Annotated in this window: 14 protein-coding genes; 7 read left to right on the plus strand and 7 right to left on the minus strand. The window is 55.9% G+C overall.

The window, feature by feature from the left end; all coding sequences use genetic code 11:
* Both BUC26_RS21205 and BUC26_RS21210 read left to right on the plus strand, forming a co-directional pair.
* Window positions 1-323: transposase (locus BUC26_RS21205; RefSeq protein WP_208609861.1), on the plus strand; the 323-nt coding region annotated here is incomplete at its 5' end.
* A gap of 61 nt (window positions 324-384) precedes the next feature.
* Complete coding sequence (locus BUC26_RS21210) at window positions 385-915, plus strand: DUF2254 family protein (RefSeq protein WP_143166119.1); 531 nt, start codon at window positions 385-387, stop codon at window positions 913-915.
* A gap of 95 nt (window positions 916-1,010) precedes the next feature.
* Here BUC26_RS21210 and BUC26_RS21215 read toward each other — a convergent pair whose 3' ends face one another.
* On the minus strand, window positions 1,011-1,370 hold the full coding sequence (locus tag BUC26_RS21215) for a hypothetical protein (RefSeq protein WP_073379265.1): 360 nt from the start codon (window positions 1,368-1,370) through the stop codon (window positions 1,011-1,013).
* A 39-nt stretch (window positions 1,371-1,409) separates the two neighbouring features.
* Window positions 1,410-2,399 carry an aldo/keto reductase gene (locus BUC26_RS21220; RefSeq protein ID WP_073379267.1) on the minus strand — a complete coding sequence of 330 codons (990 nt, stop codon included), beginning with the start codon at window positions 2,397-2,399 and terminating at the stop codon, window positions 1,410-1,412.
* Window positions 2,400-2,708: 309 nt separating this feature from the next.
* On the opposite strand from BUC26_RS21220, the gene BUC26_RS21225 reads away from it, so the two are divergent.
* The 5 genes from BUC26_RS21225 (at window position 2,709) to BUC26_RS21245 (ending at window position 7,307) form a co-directional block, all read left to right on the plus strand.
* A complete protein-coding gene (locus tag BUC26_RS21225) occupies window positions 2,709-3,065 on the plus strand; it encodes an MmcQ/YjbR family DNA-binding protein (RefSeq protein WP_073379277.1) in 357 nt (118 codons plus the stop codon).
* 25 nt (window positions 3,066-3,090) lie between these two features.
* Entirely contained in the window at window positions 3,091-4,509 is a 1,419-nt protein-coding gene (locus BUC26_RS21230) for a lipase family alpha/beta hydrolase (RefSeq protein ID WP_073379268.1), read from the plus strand.
* Window positions 4,510-4,606: 97 nt separating this feature from the next.
* Window positions 4,607-5,002, plus strand: coding sequence for a hypothetical protein (locus tag BUC26_RS21235; protein ID WP_143166120.1), 396 nt, complete (start codon window positions 4,607-4,609; stop codon window positions 5,000-5,002).
* Window positions 5,003-5,237: 235 nt separating this feature from the next.
* Entirely contained in the window at window positions 5,238-6,185 is a 948-nt protein-coding gene (locus BUC26_RS21240) for an REP-associated tyrosine transposase (protein ID WP_073379271.1), read from the plus strand.
* Between the two features lie 108 nt (window positions 6,186-6,293).
* Window positions 6,294-7,307, plus strand: coding sequence for an aminotransferase class I/II-fold pyridoxal phosphate-dependent enzyme (locus BUC26_RS21245; RefSeq protein ID WP_208609862.1), 1,014 nt, complete (start codon window positions 6,294-6,296; stop codon window positions 7,305-7,307).
* Window positions 7,308-7,759: 452 nt separating this feature from the next.
* Here BUC26_RS21245 and BUC26_RS21250 read toward each other — a convergent pair whose 3' ends face one another.
* The 5 genes from BUC26_RS21250 to BUC26_RS21270 all read right to left on the minus strand — a co-directional run.
* Window positions 7,760-8,776, minus strand: a complete 1,017-nt coding sequence (locus tag BUC26_RS21250; RefSeq protein ID WP_073379273.1) for a hypothetical protein — start codon at window positions 8,774-8,776, stop codon at window positions 7,760-7,762.
* Between the two features lie 25 nt (window positions 8,777-8,801).
* On the minus strand, window positions 8,802-10,163 hold the full coding sequence (locus BUC26_RS21255) for an HlyD family type I secretion periplasmic adaptor subunit (RefSeq protein WP_073379275.1): 1,362 nt from the start codon (window positions 10,161-10,163) through the stop codon (window positions 8,802-8,804).
* Window positions 10,160-12,739 carry a peptidase domain-containing ABC transporter gene (locus tag BUC26_RS21260; protein ID WP_208609863.1) on the minus strand — a complete coding sequence of 860 codons (2,580 nt, stop codon included), beginning with the start codon at window positions 12,737-12,739 and terminating at the stop codon, window positions 10,160-10,162. The genes BUC26_RS21255 and BUC26_RS21260 overlap by 4 nt, the downstream gene beginning before the upstream one ends.
* A gap of 78 nt (window positions 12,740-12,817) precedes the next feature.
* Window positions 12,818-16,306 (minus strand): calcium-binding protein, encoded by a 3,489-nt coding sequence (locus BUC26_RS21265; protein WP_073379276.1) that lies wholly within the window; start codon window positions 16,304-16,306, stop codon window positions 12,818-12,820.
* Between the two features lie 29 nt (window positions 16,307-16,335).
* A partial coding sequence (locus BUC26_RS21270) for an integrase core domain-containing protein (RefSeq protein ID WP_143166121.1) occupies window positions 16,336-16,612 on the minus strand: 277 nt, incomplete at its 5' end.

Here is a 16,612-nt window from a genome sequence, read left to right on the forward strand (position 1 = left end):
TGTCCCGGCTGATCAAGGATGTGGAGCGAAAGGTCTTTCTGATCCTGGATAACCTTCGGGTTCATCACAGCAAGGTCGTGCGGAAATGGCTTTCTGAACATCAGGACCAGATAGAAGTTTTTTATCTGCCGCCGTATACGCCGGAACACAACCCGGATGAATACTTGAACGGGAATCTCAAGCAACGAATACGGTCCGGTTTGCCGGCCAGAAATAGTGACGATCTGGCAAAGAAAACGAGGTCGTTTATGAAGACCCTTCAGCGACGACCAAATCATGTCAAAAGTTACTTCAAACATCCACTTGTCCGATATGCGGCATGACTTCGATATTTAGACACCGGAGCAATACCTGGAGACGGCCGGTCGCTTTGTTCTGTTTTCCTTGACCATGTTCGTCTTTGCCGTGGTGATTCTGACCATTGTCCGCTGGGTGGACAGCGTGGCGCGGTTGGGCCGCCTGGCAACCACCATTGACCTGGTCGAAAAAGCCGCCAGATCAGCCCTGTTCAAGAGACGAGCCACTCCCCGGCTCCACGGAACCGCGGTCACATCGACCGCGGGACGGCCGGTGTTTTCGCCGACCATCGGCTATGTGCAGCGTGTCGATGTGACCGCATTGCAGACCTGTGCAGAGGCAATGGAATGCCGAATCAGGGTGGCGGCGTTGCCGGGTACCTTTGCGTTTCCCGAGCGGCCGCTGGCGTGGATCGTCTGCGCAGACGAAGAGTCCGGGGAACCGGAGTGCACGGAGGTGGCCAAGGCGTTTATGGTCGGCACCGAGTCGATGCGCAACGCCGCGACCCGGCATGCGCGTCTGGCGCTGGCGCGGGCGGAACGGGAAATGAATCTACCGGAGGATGTCTCCATCCTGCGCGAGTTGGCTCGCTTCGCCGAACAGCAGCACACGCCCTGATGCCCCGCTCGATCGCCTCCTCACCCCGGTATTGTGTTCGGCTGTCGACCAAGCCATTCGCCTCACGCGGTTGCCGGCTCTGGTGCGCCGGCTTGTCAGAACAACTTGCTGCCGATTTTGGCATCTCCGGCCGGTACGACGAACAGGGCTTCGCCGCTGTCCGCCCCGGGTACCTGGACGCCGAGCAGCAGGGCCTCCGAGACCACCTCTCCCATTTGCTTGGCCGGGAAATTCAGAACGCCCAGGACCAGTCGATCCTTCACCTGGTCGATCGGCTGGGTGGTGAACCGGCCGTAACAGGTCCTGACTCCGAATTTACCGAAATCGACGACCATTTTATAGGTTGGCTTGGGCGTTTGGACACAGGGTTCCACGTCGATAATGCGGCCGACACGGATGTCCAGCCTGGCGAACGTTTCGTCAAAGGAGACGACCGGTTTTGTTTCCCTGGCCATCGGGTGAACCTCCTCGCTGCGTGCTGATGGGTGGCAGCGTTAATCGCTGTCGATAAAGCGCAGATTATCCTCGTTGTGCCGCTCGCCGACAACTCCGGTGGTCAGCCGGCGCAGCAGCTCGGTCTCTTCCGTGCTCAGGGAGAGCGAGCAGGCGCCGATGTTCTCCAGCAGATGCTGACGTTTCCGGGTACCGGGCAGGGGCAGGATATCGTTGCCCTGGTGGAGCAGCCAAGCCAGGGCCAACTGCCCGACCGTGCAACCCCGCTCGGCCGCGAACGCCTGCAGTGCTTCGACGATTTTCAGGTTCTCGTGAAACTGCTCATCCTGAAAGCGGGGAAGATTCCGGCGGTAGTCACCTTCGGCAAAGCGGTTCTGTTTTCCCAGCGCACCGGTGAGGATGCCGCGCCCAAGCGGGCTGAAGGCGGTGACGGTGGTGCCCAGTTCCCGGCAGGCCGGCAGGACGGCGTGCTCAATATCCCTGCTGAACAGCGAGTATTCCGACTGCAGGGCGGCGACGTGATGAACGGTTTCGGCGCGGCGTAACCGCTCGGCCGAGACCTCGGAGAGACCGATCGCCCTGACCTTGCCGGCCGCCACCAGTTCGGCCATGGCCCCAACCGTCTCCTCGATCGGGACTTGCGGGTCGAGCCGGTGCAGGAAATAGAGATCGATGCGGTCGGTGGCGAGGCGTTGCAAGCTGGCATCGCAGGCCTGGTGCACGTAGTCGGGCCGCCCGCAGACCTCCAGACGGCCGTGCTCGTCGCCGCGAAAGCCGAACTTGCTGGCAATCACCACCTGGTCGCGGATGCCCCTGACCGCCTCACCGACCAGAACCTCATTGTCGCCGGCCCCGTAGACATCAGCCGTGTCTAACAGGTTGACCCCGGCCGCCACCGCCGCCTGGATCGTGGCCAGGGCTTCGCCGCGGTCGGCAGGGCCATAGGCATGGGACATGCCCCAGCAACCGAGCCCGAGCACGGAGGCCTCGACAGGCCCCTTGCCGATTCTGATTTTTCTCATGCCGTCCATAGCCGTGCTCCTGTTACGCTGAGTCCCGAATATCCCTGACGCTACCGGGAGGAGAGTGTACCCCAGGATCGTTGCGAGACAAAGTACTTTCCAAACGTTCTCTTCATTGAATACGCATCTCATCCTGGACAATGTTGCGGATAATGGCCCGAAAGCGGGAGACAATGAGTGAAAATGTGTCGAACTCCCACTCAAAAGAGAATACGATAGCCCCTGAAGGAAGTGATTGTGATGAAAAGCTCTTTCGGGAACCAGGCATCTCTTGCGACTATCAATAGAGCGGAGCCAAACTCCAGGAATTCACATACCATGTCAAAAGAAACCATCGAGACCTACCTCGCGCGTTTCAAAGGTTCGCAGAGCAGCTATCCATTCGGCCCGGAGGCCTTGGTCTATAAAGTAATGGGGAAAATGTTCGCCCTTGTCTCGCAGTTGGAGGAAGTGCAGAGAGTCACGCTGAAGTGCGTCCCTGAAGACGGAGCGATGTTAATCGGTCAATACAATTCGGTAATACCCGGGTATTATATGAATAAAAAGCATTGGATCACCATCTCCCTTAATGGTGAACTGCCGGAGGACCTGCTCTATCAGCTTGCCGACGAGTCATATGCGCTGGTGGCCAGCAAACTCCCGAAGAAAGACAGGGTCGCTCTCGACAAGCAATAAAAAGAGAAACTTCCCCAGGTCAGAGATGCATCAAAAACGTGCTCGAGGCTGGTTGATCGCCTGCTCGCTCGCCGTCTTATGCTGGTCGGCAAGTGGGTGCGCGCTGCTGCACCTGCGTGAAGAAGTCGCAAAAATCAACAATTCCAAAATCCTGGTCGGCATCGTCACCAGTACGGTCGAAACTGGCGGATCACCTGTCGTGGTGGCGGCCTGCTCCCGGACTAACGGCGTAACGCAGATAGCCCACTTCACCCTGCTCCATGAATCGGGCCCTTATGAACTGATGGTCCCCCGGGGCAACTACTATGTCGTCGCCTTCGCTGACGCCAACGGCGACTTCGCCCGGCAGGCGGACGAACCGGCCGGCCAGCATAGCTCCCGGCCGCTCCCGGTTGACTCGGGAGGCGGCGTCGTCACCGAGTTGAACATCGTCATCGGTTCCAATGATCCGGAGAGATTTGACTTGCCCGTCGGAACGGCGGTGGTCTCACCCCGCCCGGACCACCGACCATTCTCCTCGCCGGGTATCATTCTCTCCCTGGACGATCCACTGTTCGCCGAAGAAAACGGCTGCAAGGGTTTCTGGCAGCCGGTAGAGTTCTTCCGGGAATTTGGCGGAAATATCATCTTTCTCGGGCCCTACGATCCGGCAAAGACCCCCGTCCTCTTCGTGCATGGCGCTACCGGCACCCCGGCCGGATGGCAGTATCTGCTCGACTATCTCGACCTGAACCGGTTCCAGCCGTGGTTCTATTACTACCCGTCCGGGGCGTCGATCAAATCAATGGCGGACCTGCTCTTCTGGAAAATGATCAACCTCCAGTCCCGCTACCAAGTCCCGGAACTCCACATCATCGCCCATAGCATGGGGGGCCTGGTCGCACGGTCGTTTTTGGTCGATTATGGACAGTTTTTCCCGTCCATCAAAAAGTTTATCACGATTTCCACGCCGTGGGGTGGAGATGCCCTTTCCGATTATGGGGTCACGTATTCGCCCGGGGTCATACCGGTCTGGAAGGACATGGGACCGGACAGCGAATTCGCCCGCTCCATCTACCGCAGAAAGCTGCCGGAAGCAATCGAACCGTATCTCTTCTTCAGCTACAAGGGCAACCGAAACCCGCTTCGCCCCAACAACGATGGGGTGATCACGCTGGCGACCCAACTGGATCAGCGGGCCCAGGCCGAAGCAAAAATGGTCGCCGGATTTGACGAGGATCACAGCTCCATTTTGACCAGCAGCGCCTGCGCCGCCCTGGTGAATACGGTTCTATCATCAGGGCCGGCTGATACCGTCGACCCTCCGGAAGCTGCCGGCATGCTGCAGGTGCGATTCTCCGGCAACGCCCAGGCAAGCGATCCGGGACTGTGGCCCAGTCTCTTCCTGGAGTCGCTGGCACCGGGGGGGGGCGGGATCGATTTTCCTCAAACTCGGTCCGGCTGATGACGGTCGGCTGCTCGGCCCCTTTCCCGCAGGGGACTACCGGGTTGTCCTGGTCGCCGACGCTCATCGGGCAGTCCCCGGTCAGTATCATGTCCAGTTGGGAGCAGAGAAAACGGCAGAGGTATTATTTCAGTTGATTCCCCGCGGTACGGTCGGCGGGCTCATCACCACACAATTCTACAAGGACGGCGACCCCGCCGGTGTCTTCCCGCCGTTTGAGGAAAAACTCGCCATCCGTTCCATAACCTTGACCGGTCTGGAAGGACAGCGAACTCTTTCCCCGAGTAGTTGTGTGAATCTGGATGTCTTCTCGGCCTACCAGCAAGGAAAAGACTGGGCGTGCGGCAACGCCTTCGCCTTCTATGACGTTACGCCCGGCAGCCATATCCTGGTCGTTGAAGCCGATGGATTCGAACTATACCGGGAATCTCGCGAGGTGGTTCCCGGCCGAGCCAATCCCTACCAGGCGATAGAACTTCAACCGTTGAAATAGGTCTGAAGGGAGGGGCAAGTCTCCAAAACGATGGGGTCACAAAACGATGGGGTCAAGTCTCAACTTTTGACATTATCAACCATTTTTCATTACTCAACAAGACTGCAGAACGATCCAAAGTGGAAGCGATGACACCACCATTACAGGAGACAAGAGGGGTCACATCTCAACTTTTGACAATAGCACGCTTTTTGATTACCCTGGCGAAAACACCTGCCAACCTCAGGAGAAAGCGATGGCTCGACCATTAAGAATCGAATATCCTGGAGCATTTTACCACGTCACATCCCGAGGCAACGAGCGGAAGGATATATTCAAGAGCGTCAGAGATCGAGAAAAATTTCTGTCATTTCTGGAATCAGCCGTGACACGCTACGGGGCTGTTATTCATGCGTACTGCCTGATGAGCAATCATTATCATCTGCTCGTGGAAACACCGCAGGGAAACCTTTCTCAAATCATGAGGCACATAAACGGGGCCTATACGACCTATTTCAACATAAAGCACTCTCGATCCGGTCACTTATTCCAAGGTCGATACAAGGCAATACTAGTCGAAGCCGACGAGTACGCAACTGAACTCTCACGTTATATCCACCTGAATCCGGTTAGGGCAGCCCTGGTATCAAAGCCTGAAGAATACCACTGGTCCAGTTACCGGAGTTATACGGGCCAGGGCAAAACGATTGGTTGGTTGAATACGGATTTCATCCTGAGTTACTTTGCGGGCAATAGCTCGAAAGCGCCTGATCATTATCGAAAATTTGTCGAAGCCTTGCTCACCGGAGAATATGAGAGCCCGCTGAAGGAAATCATTGCCTCGACGCTCTTGGGACGACCAGAGTTTGTCGATAAAATATCGAACCAAAAATTGTGCGAATTGCGCGATGAGCGCAACGTCCCAGCGTTGAAAGCACTGAGATCCCACCCAAGTATGGATAAGATCATAACGACAATCAAAGCTGAGTCGATCGACGAAAAGTTCGTTCGGAAAATAAGTATCTATTGCTGCCATAAGTATAGCGGAGCCAAGCTCAAAGAAATTGGAGAACGGTTCAGAATGAGCGATGCGGCAATTGCCCAAACAAGCAAAAGATTGTCGCTGAAGGCCGAGAAAAATTCGGAAACAAAAAAATTGCTCGAACGAATTGAAGCAAAATTAACGTCAAAAGTTGAGACCTGACCCTTGAAACTCACCCCTTTCAAACTTGAGCGATATTTTGCTCAACATGAATTTTCAACACCCTATCTCCTGTGTTCCTCAGACTGCGAAAGTCTGACGGCGGGCGAATTGCTTGATTTCGAGCCGGACGCGAAAGAGCGGTTTTCCTCTCTCTGGCTCGGCTACACGGAATCGCAAGGCAACCCTGATCTCCGACAGACGATTTCCACGTTGTACGATAATGTGGATAGCGAGCAAATCCTGGTCCATGCGGGGGCGGAAGAGGCTATTTTCAATGCGGTGCATGTCATGGTGAAATCGGGTGATCAAATCGTCGTGCATTCACCGTATTACCAGTCTCTCGGGGAAGTTGCCCGGGGTATCGGCGCCGAAGTCCTGGAATGGCACGGCAGGCCGGAACGGGCCTGGGAACTCGATCTGGCTGATCTCAAAACCCTTCTCACCAAGCACACCAAGGTGGTGGTGGTCAACTTCCCGCACAACCCGACAGGCTTCCTGCCGTCCCGTGATTTTGTCCATGATCTCGCCACACTCTCCGATCATCACGGCTTCACCATTTTTGCAGACGAGGTGTATCGTGGCCTCGAGCTTGATCCTGTGAACCAGGTGCCGGCGCTGGTCGAAATAAACGACAGGGCCGTATCGCTCGGCGTCATGTCCAAGACCTACGGGCTTGCCGGCTTGCGGATCGGCTGGATCGCCACGCACGACCACCGCCTTTTCAGAGATCTGGCCGCTTTCAAGGACTACACGACCATCTGCAACAGTGCGCCGAGCGAGTTCCTGGCAACCCTTGCTTTGCGCAACAGAAAGCAGATAGTTGAGCGGAATGTGCAGATCATCCGCACCAACCTGGACCGACTCGACAGCTTTTTTGCATCCCAGACGAGGCGGTTCAACTGGTATCGACCTAAGGCGGGCTCAATTGCCTTCCCCACCATGACCACCGATAACGTTAACCGGTTTTGCTCAGAGCTGAGGGAAAAAGCGGGAGTTTTGTTGCTGCCGGGAACGCTCTACGGCGATTGGTTCAACGCTTTTCGAATCGGTTTTGGCCGCAGGAATATGCCGGAAGCGCTGGACAGGCTGGAAGACTACCTGCGGGAGATTGATCGGACATAAATCCATCTGTGGCTGGAAGTTCCGGCGCAAAATGGGACGTTGTTCGTGTTCGATGACAATCGGCGTAACCACTTCCACCATCTCCCAGATCTCATCCATCTCGCGGTTGGTCACGACGATGCACCCGTCGGTCCAAGCGAACTGCAGGAGAAGTCAGGAGAATTTCTCGTAGCCGTTGCGCTGGCCGCGGTACAGCCTCTACCGGCACGCAGTGCCGTGCCAAACTGCCAAGTGCCGTAACGCGCCTCCAGAAAATGTTGGTTATCTAAGGCTTCCATACGCACAGGAGAAGCACGTGCGTTCAAGGAAAATGGAAAACGGTTCGGCAGGGGCGATGCGGCGACTTCCCGATCAAGCAAAAGATTGTTGCTGAAAGCCGGGAATATTCCAGAAGAAAGAATTGCTCGAGCGGGTGGAAGCAAAACTCATGTCATAAGTTGAGACCTGACCCCTTAAAATTGGTGTTGAAATGGATACGGGACATCGACGTGTTGCTCTTTGATCCCACGTGCTTCAAAACCATCTTGCTGCTCCCTGAGATCGGTAAAATCCGCAAGGAGCGGATCACCGTCCTTGAGGTATTTTCTAATTGTCACCGGACCGGCCCAGAGAATATACTGCTCATTGTATTCCGTCTCGGCCCCTGCCGATTGTGGTGGCATAACCAGTTTTCCGGTCTGGTGATCGACCGCCATCACTTCCAGCGACGTCCTGGCCTGCAGGATTTCGTTGTTGGCCAGAAACCACTCGATCCGGGTGCGAACCGTGCCAAACACATCAACGGTTACGTAAACATCGATTTCCGCCTCGGACGGCGGAACCACAAATACCCCTTTGAGAAAGAGATACGTCTCCAACAGTGCCGACAGGTATTGCAGATCATTCGAGGTTATCTCCTCGGAATTATGGTAGGTCCCAAGCCCTTCGTACTGGACTCCGGCCTGAATTTCACTCCCTCCTCCTTTTTGCCTGGTACGCTTGGCAATCGGAGACGGCAGCATCGTGTCAGTAACCGTCTGCTCGGAGCTCGATGTCGAAGAGGAACCACTACCCTCCGTGCTCTCCTCAAACACCCCCTGAGTTGACTCACTCTCAGAGCGAGAAGACGACTTCGTTGTTGACGCGGTGGTTGCCGTGCTCGTGTAGCGGGGATAGGTGGCAGTCTCGGATACCGTCGGGGTGTGCAGATAATCACCCCGCAATTGCGAGATCACCGAGAAACGACCACCTAGCAGGTTACCAGCCCCGGTATCGCCAATGGCATTTACGTAGACATTGACTTTTTTGCCGAGTATCGAGGTAACGTCAATTTCCTTAATCGCCGCTCTGGTCGCAGCCGCTACCAGTTCCTGTTCGACGGCAAATCGTTTACCACCGCCATGCCCGGGGATTCCAGTGAGGGCTCCACAGCCCGAAAGCGAAACAGCCATCGCCAGAAAAATCAACAGGACAGCGATATGTTTTATCATTTCAATAGCTCAAGAGTTGTTCAGTTTATGGTTCCCGCAACCCCTCGTCGAGAGCGCGAATGACCGGATAAAGAAAATATGAGATAACGGAGCGCGTCCCGACTTTGATTTCGGCTCGTGCCTTCATGCCCGGCATCAGGCGAAACCCGTCGGGGACATCGCGAAGGGTGCCTGAGAGCAACGCTATTCGTGTCCGGTAGAACGCGCCGGGCAGATGTTCGCGTTCGCTAACCGAGGTTGGAGAGGTTGCCGGAGGATCGATTGAAAACGCATCTTCGCTGATCACCCGCACCTCTCCCGGCAGCGTGTCATGCCGCTGAAAAGGGAAGGCATCAAGTTTGACCCGCGCCGAATCACCGGTGCGAATACGACCGATATCCCGAGATTCCACATTCACTTCAACTTCGATAACGCTCCCGTGCGGGACAAGGGTGACAAACGGTTCCGCCTGTTGAATGATGGACCCCACGGAACGCTCGGCCAGTTTCAGCACCACGCCTTTCTCCGGCGCGCGAAGCGATACCAGTTGGTGCATCAGTCGCGCTTTGTGCAGTTCCTCGACGATTTTCTGGTGCTCGTTACGCAGCGGCACTTCCTGCTCCAGCAAATCCTCTTGCCGCTCCTCGACGAAGCGTTGCCAATCGGATTCGGCCTGCTTGAGTTCATGCACGGCTACGGTTTCCTGGGCTGTAATCGTGTCAATTCCGCTTTCGACCTCAGACCTCGCCTTCTGTGCCTCCAGCAGACGAAGACGATAGTCGTTGCCGGTTTGCGGTTGCTTGGCCGCCGTTCCCTCAATATCTCGCAGCAGCTTCAATTGCTGTTGTTGCCCATGACGCTGGGCATCGTACAAATCGATCGTGGCACGCAAAGCGGCTATTTTGTCGTCGATGGTTTGTTTGGTTTTGGCCAAGACCATCCGCCGCTGTCGCAAAATACGCTCCTGCAGCTTTCCGTCCTCACCCTCTTCCGGCAGCGCTGCAAAAGACTCCCCCGACAGCTCGGCCCTGATTCTGCGGAGCTGGACAGCAAGAGCTATCTCCTGTTTGGTCAACTGGGAGAGATCGGCGGTGGCAAATGTCGGATCGAGGGTTACCAGGATCTGTCCTTCCTCAACCACGTCTCCGACCTGCACATGAATCCGGCGGATGACCGATGTGCTCAGCGGCTGTACGACAATCATCGGCGCCGTGGTAATCAGCTCACCTTCGGCAACGACAATCCGATCAACTTTGCAGACGATCGCTCCGATAACCGCCGCCACGATGGACCCGATGATGAGATACAGCACCCAACGGATCGTGCCCGGTACCGGGCGTTCCTCAATCTCAACGGCGTCGGGTTGATACGCCAGGGTCTCAGAGCTGCTGTTCGTGCGTTTTTTCATACCAGTTCCATCTGCTCTCGCCACAGCGTACGGTACAAATCACAACTCTGCAAAAGCTCATCATGAGCTCCAAGGCCAACCATTGCGCCGTCGTCCAGCACCACAATCCTGTCTGCCCCTTTCAACATCGATAAACGATGGGAGACAATGATCACCGTTCGGTTTCTGCCGATCCGGCCGAGATTTTCCCTGATGATCCGCTCGCTCTCCGGATCCAGGGCACTGGTCGCCTCGTCGAAAATGAGGATCTCCGGTCGCGTCAACAAGGCGCGGGCAATGCCAAGCCGCTGACGCTGCCCTCCGGACAGATTGCTGGCGCCTTCTTCAAGCAGGGTATCGTAGCCGTGCGGTAGCTTGACGATAAACTCGTCGGCTCCGGCGAGAAGGGCCGCCTGAATAATCTGCTCCCGGGTCGCAGCCGCCTGGCCGGCCCGGATATTGTCGGCAACACTGGCCCGGAATAAAAAACTCTCCTGCAATACGACACCGGTATTTCGCCGAAGATAAGCGGTATCGAGTTCATTGAGATAACAATTGTTGATCCGGATGATGCCGGACGTCGGGAAGTATGCTTTCTGCAGCATCCTCGTCAAGGTCGTCTTACCGGAACCGGACGGCCCGACTACCCCCAGCATTGATCCAGCCGGGATGGTAAACGAGATATCCTTCAGCACTTCAGGCAGATCCGGGGCGTAGCGAAAGCCAACCCGGTCAAACTCGATATCGCCCTTCAGCGGCGGCCGCGCCCCATGACGGTCCGCGCCCCACTCGGTCTTGGCGTTCATCACCACACCGAGTTTCTCCACCGAAAGAGCGGCTTCCTGGTATTGATGAATCAAGCCGACCAGACGGACCAACGGCGAGGTGACCCGACCGGCCAACATCTGAAACGCGATCAGTGCGCCGACCGTCATCGCGCCACTGAAGACATGGCCCGCCCCCACCCAGATGAGGATGACGACCATGATCCGCTCCAGGAATCCCGTCAGTGATTTTGCCGTAATCGATATCTTCCCGACCCGGAACTGCATGCCGATCGCCCTGGCCACCTTTTCCTCCCACTCTTTTCTCAGTTTCGGCTCGATCGCCATCGCCTTAACCGTTGCCATGCCGTTGATCGTTTCCACCAGCATGGCCTGACGATTCCCCTCTGCATCGTACAAGGCGTTGAGACGCCGCTTAAACGGCCTGATCAACACCACCATGACCAACGCAATCAGGGTCGAAACCACAAGGACGATGCAGGTGAGCTGGATACTGTAAAAGAAAAGAAAGGGGAGAAAAATAAAGAGCGACGTCGCCTCCAGCATGGTCAGGAAGACATTTCCGGTCAGAAAGCTTCTGATGGAGGAGGTCTGCTGCATGTGCTTGGTCAACACCCCGGCGGTCACCCGCTCGAAAAACCCCAGGGGCAGGTGCAGCATGTGCCGAAAAGTCCGGGCCGTTACCCGAAGGTCGATCTTGTTGGTGGCATGGAGCAGCAGGTAGTCCCGCAGAAAATCAAGACACGCGTTGACCAACAACATGGCGGCCATGCCCATACCGAGCACATGCAAGGTGGTAAGCGCGTGGTTGACCAAGACCTTGTCGATCACTATCTGAAAAAAAATCGGAGTAATCAGCGCGATAGCATTAATAAAAAGAACGGCGAGAGCGATGTCGACAAAGGCCGTTTTCTGTTTCAGGATCTCCGGGACAAACCAACGCAGGCTGAACGGCTGATTATCGTCGGTCAGTCGATAGTGTCGTTTAATAACATAGACGTCACCATCCCAGATCGATTCAAATTCGGCCTGTTTCAGGCGAATGTGCCCACCGTTCGTTCCGGCAAGGGGGTCGTAACAGGCAACCTGAGCATCTGCAGAGGTCTGTTCATGGCCGATGACACCGGCAACAACTACATGCCGGCCGGAACGCAACCGCGCAATAACCGGAAACGCCTTTTTCAGATCGAACACCTGCTGCCAGTCAAGCACTACCTTTCGCGCCTTCAAGCCATGGTCTTTGCACATGCGCAGCAAGGTGTCCCGCTCGATCTCGTCAGTGCCTAAACCATATTCGTGCCGCAAGCGCTCCTGGGTCAATTCTATCTTGTGTTCCTGGGCAACGATGGAGAAACAAACAAGCGCGGTATTGACCGGCACGAAATAGAGCACACCTCCGGTCCACTGCTGCAGGAATTCTGCAGGATTGACAGCCTGCTGACGGCTCTCGGCCCTGGTTGCCGGACATGGTGTGGTGACAACGAGTGTATCGGCAGCGTCACTATTGCCTTGACCACGGCTCGACACAACCAGGTAGCGGCCATCCGTCATTTCGACAGCCACGGGTTGCATTGCTGCAATTAACAAAAACTGCTCTTTCCGTGCTCTGAGAACAACAGATCTGAGCCCCTCGCCGCGCGCCGCGGTGGCAATCTCTTCAAAAAGACGTTTTCTGTCAAACGCTACCGCGTCGTTTTGCAGGTTCTCGAGCTGCCGGACAAACGACTCTTTCTCGATATGCTCCGCAAGTATCCTGCAACACGCCAGAAGCCCGCCATCAGGCTCGGAACAAGATTCTGCTGCTCTATTCATTTCGCTGTCTGAGGGAAGTCATAAAAGAAGGGTGAGCCGAGACCGGCTCACCCTATTAACCATATCTTTGAAAAAACCCTATGCAGCGATCATCAGATCTCCGACCACGGAATCTTTCTTGGTGGTCAGATCCTCAAGTCCGTGAGATACGGACTGAGCGGCTGAATCAGTGCCGAAGAGCGAAGTTCCTGCGGAGGTGCGAAAATTGGTATAGTCGTCACCGTTCATCATACCGGCGGAGAGCGCCATCAGCCCCGTCGGTCCGGCCATCATCAGATCCGGCTGGGCCAGTGCGGTAATCTGGGCGGCCGATATCAGGTATCCTCCGTCAGGCTGCAGGAACTCGACTTGATTATCGGCATCCAGGTACCAATCCTGGATAGTAACCGACGTGGCGTCATCGTTGTCCACCCGCACTACCATATCGTCGCCGGACTGATGGAAAGAGAGCCGCTCCAGGGTGATGCCGTCCTGGAAAAACAGGATGTCGAGCCCGCCGCCGTTGTTGATGATGAGGTCGGCTCCGCCGCCCGTCTGATACACGTAATTATCGTTACCGTCGCCGCCGATGAGCGTGTCGTTACCGCCCTGTCCACGCAGCTGGTCATTACCGTCGCCGCCGACGATCATATCGTTGCCGGCGCCGCCATCGAGGTAATCTCCGCCGATACCACCTTCAAGGTAATCGTCACCGTTCTCGGCAAAAATGACATCATCCCCCGCTTCGCCGAACAGTGAATCGTTGCTGGCACCGCCGCCGAGATAATCGGCCCCGTCACCTCCTTTGAGCCAGTCGTTGCCGCCCAGGCCAAACAGCTGATCATCACCGCCCAGACCGTCGATCAGGTCCATCCCATTCGTGCCGACCAATTGTTCGGCAGCAGCGGTTCCGGTACGCACAAAATCGAAATCATCAGGGTTTGGCTCGTCGCCGGAACCGGTAAACAATTCGTTGATCGTAGCGGCGGAGATGCCGTATTCACCATCCGGCTGAACATAGGCGAGTTGGTATTGCGCCCCCAGGAACCACCCGGTTACCGTCACCTGGCTTGATTCATCTCCATCCACCCGAATCACCAGATCATCACCGGACTGGATAAAGCTCAAGCGCTCGCTGGTTATGCCATCGGTAAACAAGAGCCAGTCGGTACCGCCACCACTGTTATCGATGAGATCAGCGCCGGAACCGCTGCCGTAGATATAGGTATCATCGCCTGCACCTCCGGCCAGCACATCTTCACCGGTCCCGCCACTCAATTGATCGTTGCCGGCGCCGCCATTCAGTACATCATGCCCCTCGCCACCATCGAGATAATCAGCGCCGTCACCGCCGTTCAATTCGTCATTCCCGGCAAGGCCAAAAAGCTGATCATCTCCTTCATAGGCGTTGAGCTGATCGGCACCACTCGTACCAACCAATTGTTCCCCGGAGGCAGTTCCTTCGACAACGGTATCAAAATCGCCGACCGGCGGCGGATCATCGGCCACCAAGTTGCTAACCTGGGCGGCGGAAAGCATGCTGCCGCCGAAGGGCTGGATGAACTCCAGCTGATGATCGGCATCGACAAACCAATCGAGCACCGTAACCGAGTCATCGGTTCCTTCCACCGTGATCACGAGATTGTCGCTTGATCGAGAGAACCCGAGTGAATCCAGGGTCAACCCCTCATCGAAATAAAGGAAATCCATGCCGCCGCCGCTGGCATCGATGACGTCTGCGCCGCTTCCGGCTTCGAAAATATAGACATCGTTGCCGGCGCCGCCGTACAGCATATCATTGCCCTGGTAGCCGCGCAGGATATCGTTGCCGCTGGTACCGCCAACGTGGTCAGGATACTGATCATTCCCCAATGTCCCATGCAACGCGGCATCAAACTCACTTTCATCGGGGACGACGATGCCGTCCGGCTCGGGATTATCCGGCGGGAACATCTGATTGATGGTGGCAGCGAGCAGGCCGCTGGCGCCCGCCGGCTGGATACCGTACAGTTGGTAGTTTTCACCGGCAAACCAGTTTGTCACGGTAACGGAGTTAGTGGACTCCCCCCGGTTGACCTGGACAACCAAATCATCGCCGGATCTGACGAAAGTCAACCGATCAGCAGTGATATCATCGGTAAAAATCAACCAGTCCTGCCCACCATCGCTGTTGTCAATCACATAGTCTCCAGCATCCGCGCGATAGACATAGACATCATCACCGGAGCCGCCGCGCAGCTCGTTGAAGCCGGCGCCGCCATCAAGCTGATCGTTTCCTTCGCCGCCGAGCAGAATGTCGTCACCCTCGCCGCCGTCGAGGTAATCGTCTCCACCATTACCTTCCAGATGATCGTCACCAAGGTCCCCAAAGAGCGAGTCGTCTCCGCCATTACCATACAGGGTATCGCTCCCTTCCCGGCCCCAGAGGTTGTTCTCCGCATCATTGCCGGTAATTACATTGTCAAGCTCGTTGCCGTTTCCACGGTACACCGTGCCCGTCAAGGTCAGGTTTTCCACATTATCTCTCAGAGAATAGGAAGTCTCATAGCCACGCATCTCGGTATCCGTTCCCTGATCCTCCTCCTCGGCTATCAGGTCATATTCGTTGTCGGTGATATAGACATCGTCTCCGTCCATACCCGCCATATAGTCGGCGCCGGCACCGCCATCGATGATGTTATTGCCGCTATTGCCACTGAGAGAGTTGTCCAGATCGTTCGCCGTGATGTTTGTGTCACCATCACCGGTGAGAAAGGCCATCTCAACATTGTCGGGCAAAACGATATCGAGCGACGATCTGATGGTATCGAACCCTTCATCGGCAAACTCGATGACCTGGTCACCGGCGTCATCCACGATATAGATATCGTCTCCGGTTCCCCCCCACATGCTATCGGCGCCGCTGCCGCCGATAAGCTCGTCATGTCCTGCCCCACCTTCCAGTTGATCATTGCCGGCGCCGCCGATCAGGATATCCTGCCCTGCCCAACCGTGCAGGATATTATCCTGCTCATTACCGGTTATCGTGTTGTCCAGTTCGTTGCCGCTGCCATTTATAACCGAGGTGCCAAGCATCAGATTCTCCACCCCGCCGGCAAGTTGACTGGTGGTTTCATAGCCACGTTGCTCGGTATCAATACCGGCTCCGGTCCCCTCAATGATCTGATCACCGGCTGACTCGGTGATATAGGTGTCGTTTCCGGCGCCACCGAGCATCGTATCTGCCCCGGTTCCACCGTCAAGCAGGTTGTCTGCGCTATTTCCGATCAGTTCGTTATCAAGCTCGTTACCGATCGCCGTGGCCGCCGTACCAAGCAACCGCAGCCGCTCCACGTGATCGCCAAGGGTATATGAGACCTGGCTGTCGATGGTATCAAATCCCTCACCTTCATATTCGACGATCGTGTCCTCAAGATCAGAGATGCTATAGGTATCGTCGCCCAGCCCGCCGTAGAGCAGATCACTTCCGGCCCCACCACTCAGATTATCATTACCGGCACCACCAAAGAGTTGGTCGTTACCATCTGCTCCCTGCAACGAATTGTTACCAGCATAGAGGTGGCCTGATCCGTTTGAACAGTTTGCCATAGTTTCTTAAGTGGAACCTCTGCCTGTTTTTATGCTGCCAGGTTTACCGCAGGCAGCATCATTCCATACGCTTCATCTGGTGTCATCTTTTCCAGCTTTGAATGTGGTCTGGCCTGATTATACCAAGCGAGATACTGCTTGATTGATGCCCGTGCCTCACCCACCGAATCATACGCATAAAGGTAAACTCGTTCGTATTTGATCGTTCTCCATAAGCGTTCCACAAAAATATTGTCACGCCAGGCTCCTCGGCCATCCATGCTGAGTTGACAGCCGTAGTCTTTTACTGTCTGGACAAATTCGTGC

This window comes from Desulfofustis glycolicus DSM 9705, assembly GCF_900130015.1.
Taxonomy (GTDB): Bacteria; Desulfobacterota; Desulfobulbia; order Desulfobulbales; family Desulfocapsaceae; genus Desulfofustis; species Desulfofustis glycolicus.

Excerpts from the sequence above, each read along its gene's own strand:
- BUC26_RS21215 (WP_073379265.1), bottom strand. The coding sequence starts at position 1,370 with ATGGCCAGGGAAACAAAACCGGTCGTCTCCTTTGACGAAACGTTCGCC.
- BUC26_RS21220 (WP_073379267.1), bottom strand. The coding sequence starts at position 2,399 with ATGGACGGCATGAGAAAAATCAGAATCGGCAAGGGGCCTGTCGAGGCC.
- BUC26_RS21225 (WP_073379277.1), top strand. The coding sequence starts at position 2,709 with ATGTCAAAAGAAACCATCGAGACCTACCTCGCGCGTTTCAAAGGTTCG.
- BUC26_RS21230 (WP_073379268.1), top strand. The coding sequence starts at position 3,091 with ATGCATCAAAAACGTGCTCGAGGCTGGTTGATCGCCTGCTCGCTCGCC.
- BUC26_RS21240 (WP_073379271.1), top strand. The coding sequence starts at position 5,238 with ATGGCTCGACCATTAAGAATCGAATATCCTGGAGCATTTTACCACGTC.
- BUC26_RS21250 (WP_073379273.1), bottom strand. The coding sequence starts at position 8,776 with ATGATAAAACATATCGCTGTCCTGTTGATTTTTCTGGCGATGGCTGTT.
- BUC26_RS21255 (WP_073379275.1), bottom strand. The coding sequence starts at position 10,163 with ATGAAAAAACGCACGAACAGCAGCTCTGAGACCCTGGCGTATCAACCC.
- BUC26_RS21260 (WP_208609863.1), bottom strand. The coding sequence starts at position 12,739 with ATGAATAGAGCAGCAGAATCTTGTTCCGAGCCTGATGGCGGGCTTCTG.
- BUC26_RS21265 (WP_073379276.1), bottom strand. The coding sequence starts at position 16,306 with ATGGCAAACTGTTCAAACGGATCAGGCCACCTCTATGCTGGTAACAAT.